The following is a 22,342-nucleotide window of genomic DNA, read 5'->3' as shown; positions in this document are numbered from 1 at the left end:
TAAACCTATTCCGTTAAGCTTATTTCAAAAATATCAATATCGCTTTTAGAATCAGCATATAAATATGCAACATTCTCCCCTTTTTCAAACAAATATTTATCATAACCATAACTTACAAGTTTCATTTCCTTCATTGGAACTTTGTCAGTCAAAATAAACGTAAAGTAATTCTTTCTATACTCTGAGTCAAAGCCATTTATTAACATTATATCTCCATCTTCTAACGTAATTGGAGTTTTGTGTGAATAACATCCCTCTTTTAAAGTATTATTAATTTTATGTATTGGGGTACCTTGTAAGGTATAAGATTGAAAAAATACACCATTCTTCTGTTGTATAATTACATGAACTTTATCTGATGTCTTTAAAATATAACCTTGTTCAAAACTAGGGTTATTATTAAATGTTTCAGAATCAATTTTCAGTTCATTCATCCAAATTACTTTATTATCTTTTATATTTACAACTGATCCATTACTCATTAACACAACTTTACTTCCATCATTCAGTGCTTTTATTGCTATTATTTTCTTGTTACTAAATAAGGTTTTAAACTCCTTAATGTTATAGCTTTTTACTTCTCCACTATTATCTATTTCTAAACAAATAGTCTTTACTTCTTTAACTTTCTTTAAATCATTAAAGTCTATTACTTCATTGAGATCACCTTTGTTGAAAACTGCATATCTACCGTTTGGCGAAAAAATAATTGGATTTCCATTTTTCTGAATCACTTGTTTATTATTTAATTTTAAATCAGTTCTAATTATTTTATCCGAGTCTATAAAAATTAAATAGTTAGAATCAATGTTTCCGCCAATAACCTGCCAATTAAGGTCTACATTTATTTCTTTTAATTTAATGCCCTTACTATAAATTCTTACTTTACGTGTTGACTTATAATCAATACTGCTCATAATATCTAAACATACACCAGTGTTACCTAGCTTAACAAGATTGCTACTACAATTTGAAACAAAAAACGGTGCTTTACTTTTATAATAGGTATCTTGTATTAATAGCTTTGGTGTACTTATAGCTTTATATAATGTATCCCCATCCTTAGGCTTTGATATGTGCATTGTATAATAAACTGTAAAGGTACATAATAAACTAATTACCATAAGACCTGCTACTATTTTTAGTGTATTATTAACAAATCCCTTTCTTTTCATATTTTTTGATAAATCTACCATAACAGCTCGTAAAACTTGAGCGGGAACAGTTTTTTGCTCTCCATTATTTTTATTAACATTTTTTACATGATAATGTCTATATGATTTCATCAATGATTTATGGATAAATTTATCAGGTTTTTGCCAAAAGTACTTACTATTTATGTCGTTAAATAGATTTATTATTATTTGTTTACTTATGTTTATACTTTCCTCTTCCTCATAGCTATTACTTACTGCAGTATATATATCATTACTATAGTGTGATACTAAATTAAAAAACTCTTCTGTATTACCATTTTTTATAGATTTAAGTATATTACTCATTTCCTATACTCCTAATATTAATAATTCGGATTTAGCATACACTAAACCCGAATTTTTTAGTTCTATGCAGTTTTACTTATAATGTTATTTACCAAGAAATTTTTTCATTGCATTTCCTAATCGCTTTATACCAATTACAATATTCTCATGTGAAGCGTTAGAGAAATTAAGTCTTAAACAATTCTTTCTTCCATCTACAAAGAATGTTTCACCCGGTACGAATGCAACTTTTTCTTTTATTCCCATATGGAATAACTCTTCAGTGTTTACTGATTCAGGCAATGTTACCCAAATAAACAATCCGCCATCAGGAACATTATACTTAGCTTCTTTTGGAAAATGTTTTGCCATTTCTGCTAAACATAAATCTCTTTTTGCTTTATATTGCTCTTTAATTTTCTCAATATGAGGAACAATAATTCCTCTTTTGAAAAACTCGGCAACAATTGCCTGTGACAACATACTTGTATGAACATCTGTTCCTTGTTTGGCAATTCGCATTTTAGTAATTACATCAGCAGGACCAACAACATAACCAACTCGCAAACCTGGTGAAATTATTTTTGAAAAACTACCTAAGTATATACTTTGACCTGTAGTATCCATACTTGTCATAAATGGCACTACCTCACCACTATATCTTAAGTATCCATATGGATCATCTTCAATTAACAAGGTTTCATGTTTTTTAAGTAATTCAACTACTCTTTTACGTCTTTCAAGTGTTAAAGTTGAGCTACTTGGATTTTGGAATGTTGGTACTATATAAACAACTTTAGGCTTTTCAGTTTCTAATTTTTGCTCTAGTACATCAATATCCATACCATCTTTATCTGATGGAATTACAACGAACTCTACCTGATAGGTTTTGAAAATTTGTAATGCAGCTAAATAAGATGGGCTCTCTACTGCAACTTTATCACCTGGGTTTAACATAACTTTACCAGCTAAGTTTATTCCTTGTTGGGAACCCGATAATATTAAAAGATTTTCACCTTTTATATTAAAGCCTCTTAAGTTTAAAAATTTAATTAATTCTTCTCTCAAAGGCTGGTATCCCTCTGTAGAACCATACTGTAAAATATTTTTTCCATTATCTTTAAGTACATCTGTTACAATTTCAGAAATTGTATCAATATCAAATGTATCCGGTGATGGTAATCCTCCTGCTAAAGAAATCATTCCGGGTTGCTGTGATACCTTTAGTAGTTCCCTAATAGCATTACCTTTAATTCCCTGCATTCGATTAGCAAATCTTGATTCTTGCATAGCTATATCCTCCTCAACATCTTACTGCAGTATTCAATATTAGCCGTATGATATCCTGCTTAATTATTTTTCAAAACATAAAATTATACAAAATTATACAGCTATATCTACCTACATTATATTGTATTAATGATTAAAAACAAGCTTTTTAATATTAAACGAATGAAAATTTGAATAATATAAGTAATATTCATTATCTGTACTACTTACTACCCATTTTTCTACCTCACTAGCTTTCATGGGGCCTATTCTAAGCATAGGACTGCTGTCAACACGTATAAAACTGTCATAGTTACGTTCATCACGATTATACCTACTAAAAACCCTATGCCTAGAGCGAAGAGCTACTACAGAATTATCATTACTAATAGATAAAAGTTCAATATCTCCATTTTGCTTTGAGTCGTAGGTACTATTTAGCACCTCTCCTGTTTTTGTATTAAATGATTGAAAAACCGCATAATCATTGATGTTAGCAAAAACAGTTACTCTATCTTTATCTACTGTTAAATATGCATCATTTGAAGCATATGCTACATAATTATTTTTTAAAGCCGAATTAAATGTCATTTTATTTTGCCATATAAGCTTTTTATTTTTATATAATTCAACACTTTTATTATTGTATAATACTACATACGTATCTTTATCGAAAGCCACTAACTTCACAACTCTGTTGTCATAGTTATTTAATTGCAATTGCTTCATAAATTCTTTTGTTATAAAAAAACCCTTATCACTTATACTGATAACTTTGGATTCAGTTGTAGCTACATTTTTAAAGGACAACACATCAATAATTGTTGTGCTTTCATCCTTGTTTTCATAGGCCAAATATTGATTATTGTTAGATAACATATAGGCCAAACCATCTAGAGATTTTGAGTCTAACAAATCACCATTTGAATTATATCTATACAGTTTACTAGCAGATATAAATGTATAGACATTTTTATTATAACTACCAGCAATAAACTCTAAATTTTCAGATATTTGGAATTGATATTTTTTATTTTCTCCTAACCAAATTTCGCAGCTATTATTACCTTCAGCATCTCTTGCTTTTACGGCTACTCCTTCATCAACTAAGCTTGCTATTTTTGTAATAATTTTAGTGAGAGCATTATTGGTATCATAAAAACTTAAACAATGAACGTCAACTGACTGGTTAGATATATTTTCTATTGTTCCACTATTTAAACTTGTTTCATAAAATTTATAGTAAACTGCCATAACTAAAAGGATAATAGCTAGAATAAAAACATACTTATAAACAGAGTTTGGTTTTTTAATTTTATTCTTTTTTGACAAGTACAAGTATAACTTTCTCAGTATCGTACTTGGTGCTTGACAACTAGGCTTAGTGGTTATATCACATTTAATTTTGTGCTTTTTACAAATACTTTTTAGTGAAGATAACACAAAATTGTCATCACTCTGCCAAAACTTCATATTAACAATACTTTTATATAATTCTATTAAAATAGAATAAGTACAGTTCTCAGCCTCATTTTCATCATACATTGTTAACGCAGAAGAATAAATATTGTCTATATATAGCTCTACAATATCAATAAAGTATTTTAACTCACCTTTACGTATTTTATTTATCTGATGCTGCATGCTTGTCTCCCTAATCTTTAATTTATATTTAGTAGTTAACCTTATTTATTATAATCAAAATTTAATTCTAAAACATTATATGAATTATAATCAGTGTAATACAAAAAATATCTTTTTTAATTACCATAGTAAGTCAATTTTTTAGTTCATTATCCTTTTTATATGTCCTATCCTTGTTGTCATATTAGCTCAATTTTAAAAATAAATTTAACTTATCTTTACTTTCATAACTTTCAGGTAGTTATTGTTGCATATATATACGTATCTTTCATCTTCATTTTTTTCTGTAGCCCAATGTAAAACATGTGTATCTTTAAGACCTACTAGTTTCGCTGGAATTGATGATAAATCTAGTAGCTCTACACCATTACTACTTGGCTTAAGTGCTCCCTTACTATAATTATAGTATAATATATATTCTAAACAGATTAGATTATTATCATTTGATACTGAAGGTTGACTTACAAATGTACCATGTTTTAAAGTGCTAATTCTTTCAGTACCATCTAAACAATTATATGACTGCACCATATACATACTGCCAAAATCTATAACTATATTCACAGTATGCTCGTCTCCAAAAATATAGGCAATGTTTACTACATAATACCTTCCTGAACTGTTTTCTATTTCTTTGTCTTTTAGTATGTTTTTTTTCCACTTTAGTACATCATTTTCATATAGAGCTACTTCTCCAAAAGAGTTAACAACTACAGCTTTACAATCTGATATAGCTTTAATCCCAATAACTTGACATTTAGCGTTTTGTTTAGCTTCACTGTGTACTTTTGCTTTACTAGTTATTACAAAACCAGTATTACTAATAGCTAAAACTCTATCCTGATATGTTTCAATGAACTCAAATTCTTTCATATCAAATATGAGTGATTGGCTATCCTTTTTATAACTAACATATCTTTTATTACTAGATTTAACCTGAGCCATTCCTGAAACATCAATTGTATTTTTTAATACTCCAGTTAAACTATATTTGAAAAGCTTATTTTTCTTTCTAAAAACTAAAGAATCTTGTTCAAAATTACCCCATTGAAACTCCCCATTATCTTCTAAACTGAACTCATTATATTTTTTACCTTTATACCATATTTCACAGTCATGTTTATTATCACTACGAATGTCTACTATAACACCTTTATCCTCTAAATTCATGATATTAGAAACTGTAGTACTGGGGCTAATATCACTATAAAACAATTGATAAATAATTTCTTGGTTACCATCAACATTTTCAATAGATCTAGTATAATTTGTCATATTTCTATTATTATAGTCACCTGAAAACCCTAACAATAATACTATAATAATAACTACAGCTGGTATAGCGAAATTTTTTTTATGCTGGCTTCTATTAGAGTGCTTTGATAGTTTTACAAATAGCTCTCTCTTAATTTGAGGAGGGACAACTATATTTTGGTTATGCATGATATTATAAGGTATCTTATTAACTCTGCATGAATGTTTAAGAGATTTTTGTATTAGATTTTCAGCATTTTGCCAACTTAAACTATTTAATATATCCATATACAGCTGCTCAAAAACACTTATTGTAATTTCTTTAGCTTTATCCTGACCAATGGTATCTAAAGAATTTTTATATATGGAGCCAATATAGTTATCTATTAAAGATATGTAATATCTTAAGTTACCCTTTTTTATTTGTCTAATAATTTTTTTCATAATACCCACCTTTTATTAATAGCCTCTTTATAATATCTCTCACTTAAACCTTAAGGTACAATAAAATAAAGCATTTCCTTTATCTTTCCGTTTACATGCTTTTAAAATATTATCATAAGACCATTATACAACATTTAGCTTTAAATTTTAATATATATCGCAAGATATTTTCTAAATTAATAGAAACTTATTCTGCAGGATTAACATGAACCATAATTTCTTTTGCATTTACAATCTTTTCAACTATATTATGCTCTAATAATTCAGCAATATCGTGGCCTTGTTTAACTGTGATATTAGGATTTACAGCTATTTCAATGTCTAAATGTAAATATGGTCCAACTATTCTTGCTTTTAACTTGTTTAAATCTACAACTCCATTTGTATTTATACATATCTCCTTAATAACATTTAAAATATCTTTGGTTGGAGCAGTATCAACTAGTTGAACAATAGCATTTTTGTATATATCTATTCCAACCTTAAATATTAGTAACGAAACAATCATACCTGCAAGTGCATCTGCTTGTTTAAATCCGCCATACTTAGCTAATAAAACTCCACATAAAGCTCCTACAGAAGATAGAGCATCACTTCTATTATGCCAAGCATCTGATACAAGTGCTAAGCTATTAATTTTTTTGCCTACTCGATAAACATATTGAAACATTATTTCTTTTACTATTATGGATACTATAGCTGCTATTAAGGCTAAATAACCTGGTGGGTTTAGTATTGGATTTTTAAATGTATGATATGAGTCAATAACCAAACCACAAGCTGTTATTAATAAAATTATAGCCACAAACTTTGAAGCCACAGCTTCAACTCGTGAATGTCCATAGTGATGATTTTCATCAGCTGGCTTGCTGCTCCACTTAATTCCAACTAGCGCAATAATGGTTGTTAATACATCTGATATACTATGTATAGCATCAGCAATAACTGCATGACTATTAGCAAGAAAGCCTGCTACAAGCTTAAAAATACTAAGAACTATATTACTTACTAAACTTATAATTAAAACATGTTTTGCTGTTTTTTCTCTGTTTTCCATTGCAAACTCCACCTTACTTTAATTAACATACTGTACTTAACTAATTTTAACATATCTACTGTTATGTATATCAACTAAAATAGTAATAAAAAAAAGATACCTCTAATGGTATCTGCTTTAAGCCATAAACACCCAAAAGAGTGTTGATAAAAAAGTTTTATCCATAAATCCTTCATTCAATAAAAAAGTCATAACACCTAAAATAAGCATGTCGTCTGTTTCAAAGCTCTTTTTTTCTTTAATTGCTTCAATAACTTCTTCTTTATTTTGCTCAAATTTACTTGGATTAACTTGCTCTAAAATCTCTTTATCTCTGTCAGATATAACCCGAAAAGCCCTTTCTACTCTGTTAACTATATGTGACTGCTGACCTATTGTAGTCATTGTAGTTTTTGAATTAGAGTCAATATTTACGGATGCTTGCTGCATATATCATTACTCCTTTTTTTTATATTTCTCTAAGTATCTTGATATACCCATCATTTGAACAGCTCTATCTATTCTACCCTGCCTTTTGTCATTACAAAATGGTTTGAGGGCATGTAAAAGTTGAACCCTAGCATCATCTTCGGGCTTAACATTAAACAATGATTTTTTAAGTAAATTTAGTAATAAATCTTTATTATTAAGCAATAAATCAATAGGATCAAAGCCAGATGAACTTGTTTCTTTTTTTTGCTCTCTTTTTTGGGGTTGTGGCTCAGGCTCAGGATTGGTATAAGGTATTGTACTATCCTGTTCTTCAGGCTGTTTATATAACTCAACTACTTGAGCATCATCTTTTGTTTTTACATCCTCTTCATCATCAATTATATCTAGCACTTTATCAATTAATTCATCTTGACTATCTATTCCCATTTGATCAAGAATCATCTCTTTTAAACCATTTATATCTTGGCCAGCAATGGCTTCAGCTAGTTTTGCTGAAGCATCTTTCTTATTTTCGTTTTTATTGTAATCCATAAATATCCCCCCTTGAAAAATTATATTCGTAATCTAAAACAAAAAGACCACGTAAGTGGCCTTTATAGATACATATTCAGTTTTAGTATTATTTAAAACAATCCGTAACCGCCAAAACATCCACCATATAAGAATAGTAAAATGATGTATAGAATTAAGCGATTACTGCGATTGTTGCCATAACTTCCGCAACTACTTTGGCTATAACAACTCCTCTTACTTACACCACTATATTTTCTATAGCCTCTGTTACAGCTACTAACACAATTACCTGTTCTGTTATAACCACCGCCATAGCCATAACGTCCACAGCCAACTACTCCAATAAATAATAGTATTAAAAGTAATGGACTACTACATCCGTAACCATAGAACACAGCCTTACCTCCTTAACTTGTTCTATTTATCATATGAACAAGCCAAGAACTCTGATACAAACCCTAGACTAATACCTGCATCTACAGCGTCTTTTTTTTATTCTACAATGTGTATATCTACGTCTACAGCAGTTAGATCTATTATAACAGCAACTATTACCACCGTAGCTGTAGTTATACGAATATCTTCTACGTCCACTGAATCCTAATCCGATAAATAGCAGTACAAGCCATAGTGCTCCAAATCCAAAGCCACCATACCCGTATCCTCCATAGAACATGGAATTACCTCCTTCTCTTGCTCAATTTATAATATGAACAAGCTAAAGAAAGTGATACAAGCCCAAAAATATTAAAGTGAAAACTACTTTTATTTTATGTTAAAAGCTACTAGGGTCGCTGTTAAGCGACCCTTTAGTACAAATACTTAATATGTATTAATCGCAACCATTGTAGCAGTCTTGCTGATTACCAGCACCGAAGCCACCCCAGAAGAAAAATACAAAAATTAATATAATCCACCACCATGAACCACCAAAAATACCATTGTTATCTTCACATGGATTACATGGATCGTTATAAGCTCCTCCTCCAAAGCCACTACCAAATCCTTCACCAAAGCCACCCCAGAAGAAGAACACAAAGATTAATATAATCCACCACCAGCCGCCGAAGCCGCCGCCAAATAAACCGCCGCCACCACCACCGTATGTATTATCATTACAATAGTTTCCCAATTACCCAACCCTCCTTATGGTATAACGGTGTCGTACTTAAAGGTACGACTACCGTTTAAAGTAATTTTTTTGCTATCTATTAGGCTTACCTTTCATTAATAAACCTTTAAGCTGCTTTCGCTGCTGAGGAGATAAACCTTCTAACAGCTCTTGCGCCATTTCTGCTGTACCTATGCCTTTAGCTTTTGCTTTGCTTTTAACCATCTTCTTAATTGGATCGTTGGCTGGCAAACTATTTAACTTATTCAATAATATTTTTTTGATTTCTTTTTTGTCTGAGGTGCCAAGTAACTTTTTCATAAGTTCTTTTTCGGATCCTACATTATATTTTTTAAATATTTGATTTTTCATTTTACTTACGTCACCTGAAGGAAATTTTTTATTCAATGTATACCACTCCTCAGTGTTATATATTAGCGTTTGTCCAGAATCTCACCAATTATATCAACTATATCGCGCCCAGCTTGTCGCATATCACTACGAAATATGGATACTATAAACCTGCCAGTAGCCTCCGTATTCGGATCAAACCACTTAGGAAGCCTAGACTTACGAGAACGAGAACGAGAACTTCTGCTACCTTTATTAGAAGAGTTAGGCACCTCTCCATTAATTCTATCAGAAATTAATTTTGTAGGTTTAGGTCTTGTTCTGCGTTGCTGTCTAGTGATTCTCTTGGTGGGTGCCTGTGGTCTACGGCGCATGCGACGCATGAAATGTTACTCCCTTCTAGTAGCAGTCTTCTACTACATCTTCATCGCCTAACCAAAAATAAATGGCTATTACAATAATAAAGAAGATTAAAGACTGTTGTTTACCAATTTTGTTTTTTTCTGTAGTTGTAAAACCATTGGTGATAATAGCAATAAACAACAGTATAAGTAACAATTCATCAGACTGTAGCAGGTCTTTATTAAATAACATGTTCTTTCACCTGCCCATATTTATTATTATATTTTGAGCTATACTAATATAAAATAAGGCAGGGTCTTAATGCCCTGCCCCTATGTAGTGTATTATTCTTCTGGAGGGCAACATCTTGCGTTGTTTCCACCAAAACCAAAGCAATAGGTGAATAAGAATAAGAGAATGATATAGAAGATAAGGCTATCATCATTATTGTGCTCTTCACCGTCACAGTAGCAGTCTCCACCGCCTCTTCCACCACCAAAACCAGTACTAAATACAGCGATGAATAATAAAATTAAAAGTAATTCGTTATTTTCTGTAAAGCCTTTAAAGCCTCGGAATAATCCAGCTCCCAAACTAATACCTCCTTAGATTGTAGTGATTAGCAACTTTTAATTGGTCGCTATCTGGATTATACTATGGATAAATGCTAAGATTGGTTACATTAATTTTTTAAAAATTGGAGGAAAAAATGAATTTAGGTTGTCATTTATCAATATCAAAGGGATTTAAACATATCTATGAAACAGCTAAAAGTGTTAATGCTACAACATTCCAGTTTTTTTCTAGAAATCCACGTGGCAGTAGTGCAAAAAAAATAACAGAAAAAGATATCTTGCTTAACAACCAATTAAGGAGTACTTACAAAATTGCCCCAGTTGTAGCTCACTTGCCGTATACGGTGAATGCAGCTAGCCCTACTACTAAAGTATGGCAATTTGCTTGTGATGTTATCTTAAAAGATTTAGAGAGGATGAATAGCTTAGGGGTAAATTATTTAGTTATGCATCCAGGAAGTTTTGCAAAAAGCACACTAATAGAGGGATTAAAAAGAATTATTAAAGCTCTTGAGTATGTTTTTACAAATTATAATGGTAATACTATCCTCTGTTTAGAAACCATGTCGGGCAAAGGTACAGAAATCGGAAAGAACTTTGAAGAACTTCAATGCATTATTGATTCATTAGGTAATGTGAGTCAGCTTGGAGTATGTTTGGATTGTTGCCATTTATTTGCTGCTGGTTACGACTTTCTTAATCCTAATCAAGTTATCAAGCTTGTTGATGATATTGAAAAGCGTATAGGAATGAATAAAGTTTATATATCACATATAAATGATTCTCAAAATCCCTGTGGCAGTAATAAAGATAGACATGCAAAAATAGGAGAAGGTTTAATAGGTGATGCAGGAATATCAAACTATGTGAATATGAAGGAACTTAATGACTTACCCCTTATTTTAGAAACTCCAGTCTCCAACGTCAGCGAATATAAAGCAGAAATTGCTAAAATTCTTTCATATGTAAAATAACTAATAAAGAAGATGTTACCCGTTTAGTAACATCTCCTCTTATTAAGTTACTATAATAAAAACTTTGGTATATAACGATTTAGTATAAGCTTCATACGCATTGAAGTGCCATACTGCCAAATCTTTTTTTCATTTACTTCAAAATTATTTTTATATGTAACAAAAGCAGACTTAACAACATCAAGACCAATTTTACTTCTATACCTTAAACAATCACACAGTGTTTTTTCAATATCATATATTCTAATTTTTTGATTATTAATATTAATTGTAGTAATACCATATTGAAAATGATTCTCTTTCATACTTATTAATTGTATTTTAGGATAAACAGGTAAACTAACTCCATTTAACCCATTTGGTATAGCTATGTAACATATAGATGGTATCTTATCTACTAAACCATGAAAATATAATGCAGAAACCAAACAAAAAACTCCATTTGGCACAGCATTGACTACGTCACTTATAAAGCTATATTTATTTACACCTATCCACTTATAAAGTCCTTGTTCAACTCTCATGATTACACCCTGTTCTTGCAAAAACCTTATATCTGTTAATTTTAAACCTTTTGCACGTAAATCTTTAATTTGTAAGTAACCATGATTACCGTAAAACATTTCTTTTATATCACCCAAACTTCTTTTTCTTGAATCTATATAAAATCGGTCCGTCATTATAACACCCCTGATGAATGTAAAACATATATCATACTTTGTACATATTATCACTATCCATAGTTTTAATACAATTAAGATAAGTTTAATGTTGTAAAAGTAGACTATTTTATATAAAAATTTTGCGTTACTACTTTTATTTTATGTAATCTTTAAAAACTAATATTAATTTAAATGCATACAAAATAAAGCATTATATATTTAATTAGCATTATATTTATATTATATATAATATATTTTAAAACTAACAGTATCATTAATATAATTTTAAAATACTACAAGCAACTCAATATTTAACATATCTATTTAAGTACTCATTACTACAATAGTTTAGCGCTTTAATTTTATTTAATTATAATATACAAAATATTCAAATAAAAAACAAAAGGAATCGCCTTATAAGCGACTCCTTACCTTAAATTTAATACTCTTTAGTTATAGGTGTTATAACAATATTGCCATTCCTGTCTAATAATGGTGTTAAACCTCCTGCATAACCTGATATACCTTGAAAGTAATTAACCCCGGTTTCTTTATCAACAATTATTAAAAATTGACTTAGTGAACCTTGCTGATGTACAATCTCAAATCTTTTGTGTTTTGTTTTACCCATAATAAACCTCCTCGTTTAATTGTATTAATTCCCCTTTTACAATAAATTAATCATTAACATCTTTAAATAAGCTCCAAAATATAGTATAAATAGTTTAGTAATGTTTAAATAAAACAAAATACTAATAATCAAGGTGATGTTATGTTTTATCCTAAAGAAAATTCAATAAAAAAAACTGCTGATATAATCTGTTATATATATACTGTTATAATTTTCATATCCTCAATATCTGTTTTTTTCAGTGAGTTAAATAGTAAAGAAAAAATATTGACTTTTGCCTTTTCGCAAGTCACCACTATTTTTTTATTATTAACACTTTATATAGCTAATAAAAACTCAAAAATATCCGGCTGTATGCTAATAATAATAAGCATATGTTTAGCTATTTATTTACATACTTATATAAGTATATTTTGCTTTATAACTATTACAATTCCAATAGTAGTAGCTGGTATCATATACATTATAAATGGAGTTAATAATATATACTGATCCCTAGATATTAATAAGTTATTTTACTGTAGTTAATAAAATGCATAACATCCTTTTTATAATATTATTTTTGTTTCATAATAGGTATTTGATTAATTTATTACTACCATTATAGAACAAATTTAGATTCTAAATAAGTATTAGTTCAAAAAACATCACTACTAAACTGTTATTATTTAAAAATTAAATATTTGTTATTACATGAAAATAAATAAATAGTAAATTATTTTGTTGTGGCTAATAAAGTACCATAAAAACATTTTTTCTCAAGTCATATGAAACAGTATTTTTTTTAATAAATTTTTACATAAAATAGAAACTAAAAAAGAGAGCAACTAGTTTTTACTATTGCCCTCTTTACACCATTTACAGATTTATTATTTTCCTGAGATTGTAATACCCTTAAATGAAATCCAAGGATAAATACTGCCTCCTAAGTTAACTCTTTCACATGATATTGTTTTAATATTTTTGAACATATCATATACATTACCAAAAATCATTGTTTCGTTAACAGCATTTTTTAGTACACCATTTTCAATATAAAAACTATTTTTTACAATACCTGAGAAATCCCCATTTGTTGCTGGATTGCCTGAGGATAATCTAGCCACAAATAGACCCTTTTTAACGTTTTTAATTATGTCTTGTAAGTTACTATCTCCTGGATCTACAACAAAGACTCTTCCATTGTTTTTGGAGCGATTCATATTTGCTTTTTTAGCGCTATAATCATCTAATAAAAAGCTCTTTAAAACACCGTTTTCTATAATAGTTAAATTTTCAGCACAATAACCATCCTTAGTAATAAAATAACCTTCACTAATTTCATCTGCTACTGGATTACTATGTAAAGTAAATATATCACTAGCTACTGCTTCATTCATTTTATCTAGTAACATACTATTTTTGGTATAAATTGCTTGACCTTGTAAACCTAATCTTGTAAACATATTAATAATATTACCCAGACATTGAGGTGTTACTATAATATCTCCTTCAAATTTTTCACTAACAGGAACAGGCTCTAGTTGTTTACATGTTTGCTCTAAAATATTTTTTAAATTTCCAAATGCAAGTAAATCTGCTGGTAATTTTACAAAAGATGCACCAGTATAGTTAAATGAAGAAATTTTATCTTCCTCTTTAGCCATAAAGGTTAACGAAAGAGTATAGTATGCCTCATACGAATCAAAATAAGTTCCGTTTGAGTTTAAATATTTTTTATCATATTGATTAAACATTAAAACAACATTTCTTAAGGAAATTTTGGGGTATGTAACACATATGTTGTTTATTAAATTTTGAAGCGCCCTAAACATCTTATCTAAGTCAGGATTTTTATCTCCCTTAACAAATTTTTTTTCAGCTTGTTTTGGAGATATTCCATAGTCTTTATCGGTTTTAGAAGACCCTGTTAAATCAATAACCTCATCAAGAGTATTACACAATTCTTGTTCAAGTAAATTGCTTGTTGTTATACTACCCTTTTTATTGTCGTTAATAGCTGTAATCTCTAGCTTTTGTTTATAATTGCTTCTTAATAATGAGATATCAGACATTTCACTACCCATTTCATAAAGCTTATGAGAAGTTAAAAGACATTCTGATGCATCTACATTCTTTTTGGATAGGTAGTTTATACAGTAATTTAGAATTTGTTTATTTTCCATACTATCTTCCTCCCAAATTTATCTTGCACTTTATTGCCGGACCACCCATTCCAACAGATGCTACTTGTTTTTTACCACAGTTACCCATTGCCCAAACCATATCATCAGATACCATGGTAACACTCTGTAAAACATCTGTTGCTACACCAGAAATTGTTGTATCTTTAATTCCATTAGTAATTTTACCGTTTTTAATTTCATATCCAAGTGTTACACCAAACATAAACTCACTAGTTGAATCTGCTTGGCCATTACTGCTTTTAATCAAGTAATAACCATCTTCAATAGAAGAAATCATTTTCGCTAATTTGCTATTGCCTGATAGAATAGCCGTATTTCTCATTCTTATAAGTGGCTCATCATTAAAATCAAAAGCTCTAGCATTGCCTAAAGGTTTAACTCCATACATTTGAGCAGACTCTTTGTTATGCATAAAGTTTTTAAGAATACCTTTTTCTATTATATTGACATCTTTTGCTTCTGTACCCTCGTCATCTACATAAATTGGTACAGGACAATACTTCTCATTAATAGAATGAGCAAAGTCAACTATACTAATTAAAGGACTGGCTATTTGTTTATTCAGATATTGTCCTGCTATTGAACCACTCATAACCAAGTCTGCCTCAGTGGTATGACCAATTGCTTCATGAGCCAATATGCCGGCTAACTTAGAATCCAAAATACACTCCTTATAACCAGCTTTAGGGTAAACACCTTCACTCTTTCTTACTAAATGAATATAGTTTTCATCAAGGGTTTTATACATATCGGCTACATTAGTAAAAACATCTTCAAACTCCCCTAAACTAGAAAATGGTATAGACAGACTATAAGGTTGCCCATCTTTTTCAATAACCATATCCACATGAATTGCAGACTTAGGAATCATAGTATTTAATAAAGCCCCATCAGAAGTAACAAGTTTTTTTTCGGTATTTAACGTATAATATAAAACTACTCTTGATTTAAGACTTGGGTATGTTTTAATAAGATATGAATCTATGCTCTTTACTTAAAAATCTTTTTGCTTTGCTGTCAATCTGCTTTTTTTGGTAGCAAAACTGTTGCTTACTTGAGGATTTGTTGCAGCAAATCTTTTTACACTTCTGTTTAATTTTGAGTTTAAAAAGTTAGAATTAAAATCAGCATCATTTATAACAGCTAGAATTGAATTGGAATTTATATTTGATGATGATGCGAAACCCCATGAACCATTATTAAATACCCTTGCACTAACACCTCTTCTTGACTCTTGCGAATTGAGTGCAATATTACCATTCACTAACTGAACTACTTGTATGCTATTATCTTGAACCCTCAGTTCCATATAATTCTTACAATTTTTTAAGTATGCTCCTAAATTATACTGAAACATTTTATACCTCCTTTTATAGACACTTAAATTATATCATTTACTATATTTTTAGTAAATTATACCTATATATATTTTATATGTTGTTTTTTTACTTATTTCGAAATTTAATAATTATGTCATATTACTTACCAGATATAATAATATGTTTAAACGTAATCCATGGATATATGTGTTTCCCAAAATTAACATTTTCAATTGATATCTCTGATATATTGTTAAGCATTTCATAAATATTAGCAAATATCATTGTTTCATTTACAGCATTTTTTAATGTACCATTCTCGATATAAAAGCTATTTTTAGCTACACCAGAAAAATCTCCATTTAAAGCAGGCCTACCATGAGATAAACTAGTTATATATAAACCCTTTTTAACATTTTTTATCATGTCTGTTAAATGAGTATTACCTGATTCCACTATATAACATGATCCATTATTACCAGAACGAAGCATATTTGCCTTTTTTGCACTATAATCATCCAGTAAAAAACTTTTTAGAACACCATTTTTAATTATTGTTAAGTCTTTGGCACAATAGCCATCATCAGTAATAAAAAAACCTTCACTAATTTCAGAAGCTAAAGGATTACTATAAAGACTAAACTTTTCATTTGCAACAGGTTTGTTTAATTTTTCCAACATCATACTAGCCTTTGAGTAGATAACAGAACCCTTTAATCCAATATCAACCAGCATGTAAACAAAATCTTCTATACAATCCGGAGTAATAATAACATCCCCCTCAAACTTACCTTCTACTGTTTGTGGGTTAAGCTGCTTTATGGTATTTTCAATTTGGAACTTAATATTTCCAAAGTTTAAAATATCCTCTGGTAACTCTAAGAATGAAGCTGATGTGTAGCTAAAATTAGAGATTTTATCTTCATCTTTAGCTATAAAGTCAATTATAAAACTATAGTAAGCCTTATATGACTCAAAATATGTATCATTAGAGTTAAGGTATTTTGAGTTGTATTGATTAAAAGTTACAGTAGCATTCTTCAAAGATATTTTAGGGTAATAATTCCTAATATCTACAATAAACTTTTGCAAAACTGCAAGCATATTTTCGAAGTCAGGTTCTTTAACACCTTTTGAAAAGGCTTTGTTTTTTTGCTTTGGAGAGACCCTATAATCTAAGTCTTGTTGAGATGACTCAGCCATTAAAATAACTTTATCTAGATCTTTATTAATAAGCTCGTTAGTTAATTTGTTGGTGATAATGCTGGCCTTTTTATGGTCTTTAATTACTGTAATGTCAAGTATATTTGAATAATTACTTTTTAATAGGCAAATTTCACTCATTTCGCTGATGAGTTCATATCTAGTATGCGTTTTTAAAAAAACTTGAGACTCAGCAACCTGTTTTTGAGATAGATAGTTTATACAGTATTCAAGGAGTTGTTTATCATCCATATTATACCCCTCCTATATTTAATTTGCATTTTATGGCAGGTCCTCCATCACCAACTGAGGCTCTTTGCTTTTTACCACAGGTACCCATAGTCCACTTCATATCATCAGATATCATAGTAACACTTTGTAAAACATCAGTGGCAACACCCGAAATAGTAGTATCTTTAATTGCCTTTGATATTTTACCATTTTTTATTTCATAACCAAGGTTTATACCAAACATAAACTCACTTGTAGAATCAGCTTGGCCATTACCGGTTTGCATTAAGTAATATCCATCTTCTATCGTTGATATCATATCTTTTAACTTACTTGTGCCTGGTATAATAACTGTATTTCTCATTCTGATTAAAGGCTCATCACTAAAATCATAAGCCCTAGCGTTTCCCATTGGCTCAACTCCATAATATTGAGCACTCTCTTTATTATGCATAAAATTCTTTAAAATGCCTTGCTCAATTATTGTTACATCTTTAGCTTCTGTTCCTTCGTCATCAATATAGATAGGTACTGGACAAGTTTTACCATTCATTGTGTGAGCAAAATCCACAATACTAATAAGCGGACTTGCAATTTGTTTATTAATGTATTGACTAGCTATTGATCCACTTTTAACTATGTCTGCCTCAGTAGTATGACCTATAGCTTCATGAGCCAACATACCAGCTAACTTTGAGTCAAGAATACACTCCTTGTAACCAGCTTTAGCATAAACCCCCTCACTTTTACAAACTAAGTGTTTATAACTCTCACTTAAGTCATAATGCAAATCTTCGGGATTATCAAAAACATCTTCAAATTCACCTAAACCATAAAACGGAACCATTGTTTCATAAGGCTGTCCATTTTTTTCTATTACCATCCGAATATAACAAGAAGTTTTAGGTAGCATTGCATATAATAACGCACCATCTGAGGTAGCTAGTTGTTTTTCAGTAGCTAATGAGTATAAATTAACTGATCTGGTTTTTAGTTTGGGATATGTAGTTATTAGGTATGAATCTATACTCTTAAGAAAGTCTAGCTTTTGTTTATTATTTAGCTTAGCTTTAGTTGTTGCAAAGCTTTTACTAATTTGCGGACAAGTAGCATTAAATCTCTTAAGGTTTTTGATCAGTTTTGACTGTAGAAACATCGAATTAAAGTTTGCACTTTTTATTACATTCTTTATTGAATTAACTGTAATATCTGTAGCTGATGTAAAACCCCAACACCCACTATTAAGAACTCTAGCACTAACGCCCATTTTAGATCCCTGTAAATTCTGTGATACGTTACCATTAATGAGCTCTATTCTTTGAGTTCTATTATCTTGTATTCTCAATTCAACATAATTTTTAGCCTTATTAATAAAAGAACTTAAATTATAGTTACGCATATCAAACCTCCTTTTTACATGTTATATTTTCATTATAACATACAAAAACCCCCAAACTAGTTAAATAATTTAAGGGTTTTATAATAAAGTTAATAATATAAGTTAACTAAGTAATATTAACATTAATTCTCTAATAATTTTATTTACTACAGCTGTTGAAGCTCCACTAGTGTCTAACATAGGTGATAGTTCAACTACATCTGCCCCAATAATATTTAAAGGCTTCAATTTTAAAATTGCTTGTAATAGTTCATTAAACTGTAAACCCCCTGCTTCGGGTGTACCTGTTCCACTCACAACAGATGGATCTAAAACATCTACATCTATTGTAATATATGTTGGTTTATTGATTAGTTTTGGTAATATCGAATCAAGAGTTTTAGTCGTAAATTTTTCCATCACAGTATGTCCATTTTGAGCCCATTTAAATTCCTCTTTAGTTCCAGAACGTATTGCAAACTGAAAAATTCGATTATCTCCAACCATATCCCAAACTCTTCTTAAAGTTGTTGCATGAGATAGTTTTTCACCTAAATAATTGTCTCTTAAATCAGCATGGGCGTCAAAATGGATAAAACAAAGGTCTGGATACTTGTTTAACAAAGCTTTAACTATAGGATAGGTTATTAAATGCTCTCCACCAACACTAATAATTTTTTTATTGTTTTGGCAAAGTTTAGTTATTGCTTGCTCTATTACAAACATTGTTTTTTCAGTATTACCAAAAGGTAAATCTAAATCTCCAGCATCATAAATGTTAAAATCCTCTAAGTCAAGATTTTGATATGGGCTGTAGGTTTCTAAACCTATAGACTCATTTCTTAAAACACTAGGAGCCATTCTTGCACCTGATCTAAACGAAACTGTACCATCAAAGGGTACTCCAAGTAAGACTAAGTTGCTATCTAAAAAACTACCATTACAAGATATATAATTTCTTTCAATAGTATCAATCATTATTCTTTAATAGCTCCTTAACATATGTTGGTAACATAAAGGAAGCCCTGTGTAAGTCTACATTATAGTACTTAGTATATAGATTAAAGTTAAGCCATTCTTGTGCTTTAAGGGGCTTTACAGGATTTAAGCCCTTAGAAGCAAATCCAAATAACCAATGTCCAGACGGATAGGTCGGCATATGAAACTGATATATTTGGGATACTTCAAACGTTTGCTTGAGTTTTTTTTGCGCACGCAACATCTCATGACAGTCTTTACTATAATAGGGGCTTTCATGCTGATTTATTAATATACCATTTTTATTTAAACATCTATAACAATTTTGATAAAAATCATATGAAAACAGACCCTCTCCTGGCCCAATTGGATCAGTTGAATCAACTAAAATTAAGTCATAACTATTATTAGCAGCTTGCTTCACAAATTTAATACCATCTTTATAGTGTAATGTTAATCTTTTATCTTTTAATTTATAGGCCGTTTGAGGTAGATACTTCTCACATAATAATACTACTCTTTCATCTATTTCTACCATATCTACTTGTTCTACAGGATAGCGTAAAACCTCCCTTGCAGTACCTCCATCTCCACCACCAATGATTAAAACTTTTTTTATTTTTGGATTTATGGCAAACGAGGGATGGCAAATCATATCATGGTAAATAAACTCATCTTTTTCAGTCACCATAATTAAATCATCTAAAGTGAATACTACTCCAAAGGTTTCTGTATCGTAAAAATCTATTTTTTGAAATTCACTTCTTTCACTATGTAAGTGACACTTAGCTGAAATTGTAAAGCTAACATCATGTTCATAGTTTTCTTTTATAATTGCCATTTACTTCCTCCTTCTCTATTACAACTTTTATTAAACCAGAGTTTTCTTCGTCGTTTACAAGTACACAATTATTATTTTTGTAAAATTGATAATGTGCTACTATTTCTTTTGTTATTATCTCTCCAGGTATAACCAATGGAATACCAGGTGGATATATCATGATTGATTCTCCACTAATTCTATTAACACTTTCTTCTATTTTAACTATTTGTTTCTCAAGATAATGAGCCTTTCTAGGGGTAATTCTACTAACTGGCTCTTTAAGAAAATTACTAATATTAATCTTGTAAGCTGGCAATTTATTATAATATCTTTTTGAGATATCTTTTAACGCTTTCAATAAATTCTCAAAGGATTTTTCGTTATCCCCTACGCCTACAATAGCTAACACCACATAAGATTCTGCGAGCTCTACTTGAATGTTATATTCTTTAAACAGAATATCATATAACTCAAATCCACTTAATCCCAGCTCATTAACCTTTATTACAATTTTGGTATCATCGTAATTAAAAACTCCTGGGCACTCAACTATAAGTTGATCTATAGTACTTAAACCATCAATGTCATTTATGCTCTTTTTAAGTAAATTTATTTCCTTAAGCAATTTATTATATAGCTGATAACCATTTATAACTAGGTTTTTTCTAGCAATATCTAGACTGGCCATTAATAAATAAGATGCACTTGATGTTTGCATTAGGTTAACAACATTTCGTACTGTATTCTTTTTTAAAATTCCCTGATTTAATAATAACACGGAGCTCTGAGTTAAAGAGCCAGCTGTTTTATGCATGCTAACTGTAGCCATATCTGCACCAACACTCATTGCATTACATGGCAACTTATCATGAAAAGGGAAATGTGCTCCATGAGCTTCATCAACTAATACTGCAATATTTTTTTTATGAGCAAATTCTACTATAGATTTTAAGTCACTGACTACTCCAAAATATGTTGGATTCATTAAAAATATAGCTTTGCTATCTGGGTGTAATTTTACTGCTTCTTGTACTGCCTTTAGTGTAACGCCATGACTTATGCCACAACTTAAACTCACCTCTGGTTTTAAAAATATAGGAACACATCCACTAATTATTAAGGCATTAATCGCACTTTTATGAACATTACGAGGGATAAGTATCTTTTCTTTTGGCTTACAAGCAGACATTATCATATATTGAACACCTGATGTAGAACCATTTACTAATAAAAAAGCTTTATCTGCTCCGTAAGCATCTGCCAATAGTGATTCACACTCTTTTATTACTCCAGTTGGATTACTAACCATATCTAGTTCTTTGGTGGAGTTAGCATCTAGTTTTACTATTGATGCACCTAAAGCCTGGGCAATGAAGGACTGGCTATTTTTTTTATGTCCAGGCACATCAAAATGGGTAATATTTTTTTTGCTATATTGCTCTAAAGCACTGAATAATGGAGTTTTGCTATGATTTTTATTCATT

General features: G+C 30.0%; 25 protein-coding genes. 1 reads left to right on the top strand and 24 read right to left on the bottom strand.

All coding sequences use genetic code 11. From position 1 onward, the window contains the following. Positions 1–5: 5 nt before the first annotated feature. The 14 genes from IMX26_RS01580 to IMX26_RS01515 form a co-directional block, all read right to left on the bottom strand. Positions 6–1,502, bottom strand: a complete 1,497-nt coding sequence (locus IMX26_RS01580) for a hypothetical protein (protein WP_195159974.1) — start codon at positions 1,500–1,502, stop codon at positions 6–8. An 84-nt stretch (positions 1,503–1,586) separates the two neighbouring features. Then, the gene (locus IMX26_RS01575; protein ID WP_195159973.1) at positions 1,587–2,771 is read right to left on the bottom strand and encodes a PLP-dependent aminotransferase family protein; all 1,185 of its coding nucleotides are present in this window, start codon (positions 2,769–2,771) and stop codon (positions 1,587–1,589) included. Positions 2,772–2,897: 126 nt separating this feature from the next. Next, positions 2,898–4,394: a hypothetical protein gene (locus IMX26_RS01570; RefSeq protein WP_195159972.1), complete on the bottom strand. Its 1,497-nt coding sequence runs from the start codon at positions 4,392–4,394 to the stop codon at positions 2,898–2,900. 207 nt (positions 4,395–4,601) lie between these two features. Further along, positions 4,602–6,092 carry a hypothetical protein gene (locus IMX26_RS01565; protein ID WP_195159971.1) on the bottom strand — a complete coding sequence of 497 codons (1,491 nt, stop codon included), beginning with the start codon at positions 6,090–6,092 and terminating at the stop codon, positions 4,602–4,604. A 187-nt stretch (positions 6,093–6,279) separates the two neighbouring features. Continuing rightward, positions 6,280–7,149: a cation diffusion facilitator family transporter gene (locus IMX26_RS01560; RefSeq protein WP_195159970.1), complete on the bottom strand. Its 870-nt coding sequence runs from the start codon at positions 7,147–7,149 to the stop codon at positions 6,280–6,282. A gap of 117 nt (positions 7,150–7,266) precedes the next feature. Continuing rightward, positions 7,267–7,578, bottom strand: coding sequence for a hypothetical protein (locus IMX26_RS01555; protein ID WP_195159969.1), 312 nt, complete (start codon positions 7,576–7,578; stop codon positions 7,267–7,269). Positions 7,579–7,584: 6 nt separating this feature from the next. Further along, positions 7,585–8,112 carry a hypothetical protein gene (locus IMX26_RS01550; RefSeq protein ID WP_195159968.1) on the bottom strand — a complete coding sequence of 176 codons (528 nt, stop codon included), beginning with the start codon at positions 8,110–8,112 and terminating at the stop codon, positions 7,585–7,587. Positions 8,113–8,204: 92 nt separating this feature from the next. Next, positions 8,205–8,489, bottom strand: a complete 285-nt coding sequence (locus tag IMX26_RS01545) for a hypothetical protein (RefSeq protein WP_195159967.1) — start codon at positions 8,487–8,489, stop codon at positions 8,205–8,207. A 68-nt stretch (positions 8,490–8,557) separates the two neighbouring features. Further along, entirely contained in the window at positions 8,558–8,770 is a 213-nt protein-coding gene (locus IMX26_RS01540; protein ID WP_195159966.1) for a hypothetical protein, read from the bottom strand. Between the two features lie 156 nt (positions 8,771–8,926). Next, positions 8,927–9,130 (bottom strand): hypothetical protein, encoded by a 204-nt coding sequence (locus IMX26_RS01535; protein ID WP_195161451.1) that lies wholly within the window; start codon positions 9,128–9,130, stop codon positions 8,927–8,929. Positions 9,131–9,298: 168 nt separating this feature from the next. Then, entirely contained in the window at positions 9,299–9,613 is a 315-nt protein-coding gene (locus tag IMX26_RS01530; RefSeq protein WP_195159965.1) for a hypothetical protein, read from the bottom strand. A gap of 26 nt (positions 9,614–9,639) precedes the next feature. After that, positions 9,640–9,939: a hypothetical protein gene (locus tag IMX26_RS01525; protein WP_195159964.1), complete on the bottom strand. Its 300-nt coding sequence runs from the start codon at positions 9,937–9,939 to the stop codon at positions 9,640–9,642. 16 nt (positions 9,940–9,955) lie between these two features. After that, positions 9,956–10,150: a hypothetical protein gene (locus IMX26_RS01520; RefSeq protein ID WP_195159963.1), complete on the bottom strand. Its 195-nt coding sequence runs from the start codon at positions 10,148–10,150 to the stop codon at positions 9,956–9,958. Positions 10,151–10,242: 92 nt separating this feature from the next. Then, on the bottom strand, positions 10,243–10,491 hold the full coding sequence (locus tag IMX26_RS01515) for a hypothetical protein (RefSeq protein WP_195159962.1): 249 nt from the start codon (positions 10,489–10,491) through the stop codon (positions 10,243–10,245). Positions 10,492–10,607: 116 nt separating this feature from the next. Here IMX26_RS01515 and IMX26_RS01510 point away from each other — a divergent pair, with 116 nt between their 5' ends. Next, positions 10,608–11,447, top strand: coding sequence for a deoxyribonuclease IV (locus IMX26_RS01510; protein ID WP_195159961.1), 840 nt, complete (start codon positions 10,608–10,610; stop codon positions 11,445–11,447). A gap of 50 nt (positions 11,448–11,497) precedes the next feature. Here the strand turns inward: IMX26_RS01510 and IMX26_RS01505 are convergent, their stop codons facing one another. The 10 genes from IMX26_RS01505 to IMX26_RS01465 all read right to left on the bottom strand — a co-directional run bounded on the left by IMX26_RS01505 (position 11,498) and on the right by IMX26_RS01465 (position 22,341). After that, the gene (locus tag IMX26_RS01505; protein WP_195159960.1) at positions 11,498–12,127 is read right to left on the bottom strand and encodes an Abortive infection protein AbiEi; all 630 of its coding nucleotides are present in this window, start codon (positions 12,125–12,127) and stop codon (positions 11,498–11,500) included. A 421-nt stretch (positions 12,128–12,548) separates the two neighbouring features. Next, a complete protein-coding gene (locus IMX26_RS01500) occupies positions 12,549–12,740 on the bottom strand; it encodes a DUF6440 family protein (RefSeq protein WP_195159959.1) in 192 nt (63 codons plus the stop codon). An 869-nt stretch (positions 12,741–13,609) separates the two neighbouring features. Next, positions 13,610–14,905 carry a metallopeptidase TldD-related protein gene (locus tag IMX26_RS01495; protein WP_195159958.1) on the bottom strand — a complete coding sequence of 432 codons (1,296 nt, stop codon included), beginning with the start codon at positions 14,903–14,905 and terminating at the stop codon, positions 13,610–13,612. 1 nt (position 14,906) lies between these two features. Further along, the gene (locus IMX26_RS17745; RefSeq protein ID WP_243259285.1) at positions 14,907–15,797 is read right to left on the bottom strand and encodes a TldD/PmbA family protein; all 891 of its coding nucleotides are present in this window, start codon (positions 15,795–15,797) and stop codon (positions 14,907–14,909) included. A gap of 123 nt (positions 15,798–15,920) precedes the next feature. Then, the gene (locus tag IMX26_RS17740; RefSeq protein WP_243259283.1) at positions 15,921–16,283 is read right to left on the bottom strand and encodes a DNA gyrase modulator; all 363 of its coding nucleotides are present in this window, start codon (positions 16,281–16,283) and stop codon (positions 15,921–15,923) included. 121 nt (positions 16,284–16,404) lie between these two features. After that, on the bottom strand, positions 16,405–17,700 hold the full coding sequence (locus tag IMX26_RS01485; RefSeq protein WP_195159957.1) for a TldD/PmbA family protein: 1,296 nt from the start codon (positions 17,698–17,700) through the stop codon (positions 16,405–16,407). 1 nt (position 17,701) lies between these two features. Then, the gene (locus IMX26_RS01480; RefSeq protein ID WP_195159956.1) at positions 17,702–19,078 is read right to left on the bottom strand and encodes a TldD/PmbA family protein; all 1,377 of its coding nucleotides are present in this window, start codon (positions 19,076–19,078) and stop codon (positions 17,702–17,704) included. A gap of 102 nt (positions 19,079–19,180) precedes the next feature. After that, entirely contained in the window at positions 19,181–20,035 is an 855-nt protein-coding gene (gene speB, locus IMX26_RS01475; protein ID WP_195159955.1) for an agmatinase, read from the bottom strand. After that, positions 20,028–20,876 (bottom strand): polyamine aminopropyltransferase, encoded by an 849-nt coding sequence (gene speE, locus IMX26_RS01470; protein ID WP_195159954.1) that lies wholly within the window; start codon positions 20,874–20,876, stop codon positions 20,028–20,030. Before speE ends, speB begins: the two co-directional genes overlap by 8 nt. Next, on the bottom strand, positions 20,851–22,341 hold the full coding sequence (locus IMX26_RS01465) for an aminotransferase class I/II-fold pyridoxal phosphate-dependent enzyme (RefSeq protein ID WP_195159953.1): 1,491 nt from the start codon (positions 22,339–22,341) through the stop codon (positions 20,851–20,853). The genes speE and IMX26_RS01465 overlap by 26 nt, the downstream gene beginning before the upstream one ends. Between the last annotated feature and the right edge of the window lies 1 nt (position 22,342).

It is taken from the genome of Clostridium sp. 'deep sea' (assembly GCF_014931565.1).
Lineage (GTDB): Bacteria > Bacillota > UBA994 > PWPR01 > PWPR01.
Note: the sequence above shows the minus strand (reverse complement) of the source record. Positions and strands in the feature narration are given on the sequence as shown.

Bases quoted from the DNA above. Each gene is read 5' to 3' on its own strand.
- IMX26_RS01580 (WP_195159974.1), bottom strand. From the start codon at position 1,502: ATGAGTAATATACTTAAATCTATAAAAAATGGTAATACAGAAGAGTTT.
- IMX26_RS01575 (WP_195159973.1), bottom strand. From the start codon at position 2,771: ATGCAAGAATCAAGATTTGCTAATCGAATGCAGGGAATTAAAGGTAAT.
- IMX26_RS01570 (WP_195159972.1), bottom strand. From the start codon at position 4,394: ATGCAGCATCAGATAAATAAAATACGTAAAGGTGAGTTAAAATACTTT.
- IMX26_RS01565 (WP_195159971.1), bottom strand. From the start codon at position 6,092: ATGAAAAAAATTATTAGACAAATAAAAAAGGGTAACTTAAGATATTAC.
- IMX26_RS01560 (WP_195159970.1), bottom strand. From the start codon at position 7,149: ATGGAAAACAGAGAAAAAACAGCAAAACATGTTTTAATTATAAGTTTA.
- IMX26_RS01555 (WP_195159969.1), bottom strand. From the start codon at position 7,578: ATGCAGCAAGCATCCGTAAATATTGACTCTAATTCAAAAACTACAATG.
- IMX26_RS01550 (WP_195159968.1), bottom strand. From the start codon at position 8,112: ATGGATTACAATAAAAACGAAAATAAGAAAGATGCTTCAGCAAAACTA.
- IMX26_RS01540 (WP_195159966.1), bottom strand. From the start codon at position 8,770: ATGTTCTATGGAGGATACGGGTATGGTGGCTTTGGATTTGGAGCACTA.
- IMX26_RS01525 (WP_195159964.1), bottom strand. From the start codon at position 9,939: ATGCGTCGCATGCGCCGTAGACCACAGGCACCCACCAAGAGAATCACT.
- IMX26_RS01520 (WP_195159963.1), bottom strand. From the start codon at position 10,150: ATGTTATTTAATAAAGACCTGCTACAGTCTGATGAATTGTTACTTATA.
- IMX26_RS01510 (WP_195159961.1), top strand. From the start codon at position 10,608: ATGAATTTAGGTTGTCATTTATCAATATCAAAGGGATTTAAACATATC.
- IMX26_RS01505 (WP_195159960.1), bottom strand. From the start codon at position 12,127: ATGACGGACCGATTTTATATAGATTCAAGAAAAAGAAGTTTGGGTGAT.
- IMX26_RS01500 (WP_195159959.1), bottom strand. From the start codon at position 12,740: ATGGGTAAAACAAAACACAAAAGATTTGAGATTGTACATCAGCAAGGT.
- IMX26_RS01495 (WP_195159958.1), bottom strand. From the start codon at position 14,905: ATGGAAAATAAACAAATTCTAAATTACTGTATAAACTACCTATCCAAA.
- IMX26_RS17745 (WP_243259285.1), bottom strand. From the start codon at position 15,797: ATGATTCCTAAGTCTGCAATTCATGTGGATATGGTTATTGAAAAAGAT.
- IMX26_RS17740 (WP_243259283.1), bottom strand. From the start codon at position 16,283: ATGTTTCAGTATAATTTAGGAGCATACTTAAAAAATTGTAAGAATTAT.
- IMX26_RS01485 (WP_195159957.1), bottom strand. From the start codon at position 17,700: ATGGATGATAAACAACTCCTTGAATACTGTATAAACTATCTATCTCAA.
- IMX26_RS01480 (WP_195159956.1), bottom strand. From the start codon at position 19,078: ATGCGTAACTATAATTTAAGTTCTTTTATTAATAAGGCTAAAAATTAT.
- speB (WP_195159955.1), bottom strand. From the start codon at position 20,035: ATGATTGATACTATTGAAAGAAATTATATATCTTGTAATGGTAGTTTT.
- speE (WP_195159954.1), bottom strand. From the start codon at position 20,876: ATGGCAATTATAAAAGAAAACTATGAACATGATGTTAGCTTTACAATT.
- IMX26_RS01465 (WP_195159953.1), bottom strand. From the start codon at position 22,341: ATGAATAAAAATCATAGCAAAACTCCATTATTCAGTGCTTTAGAGCAA.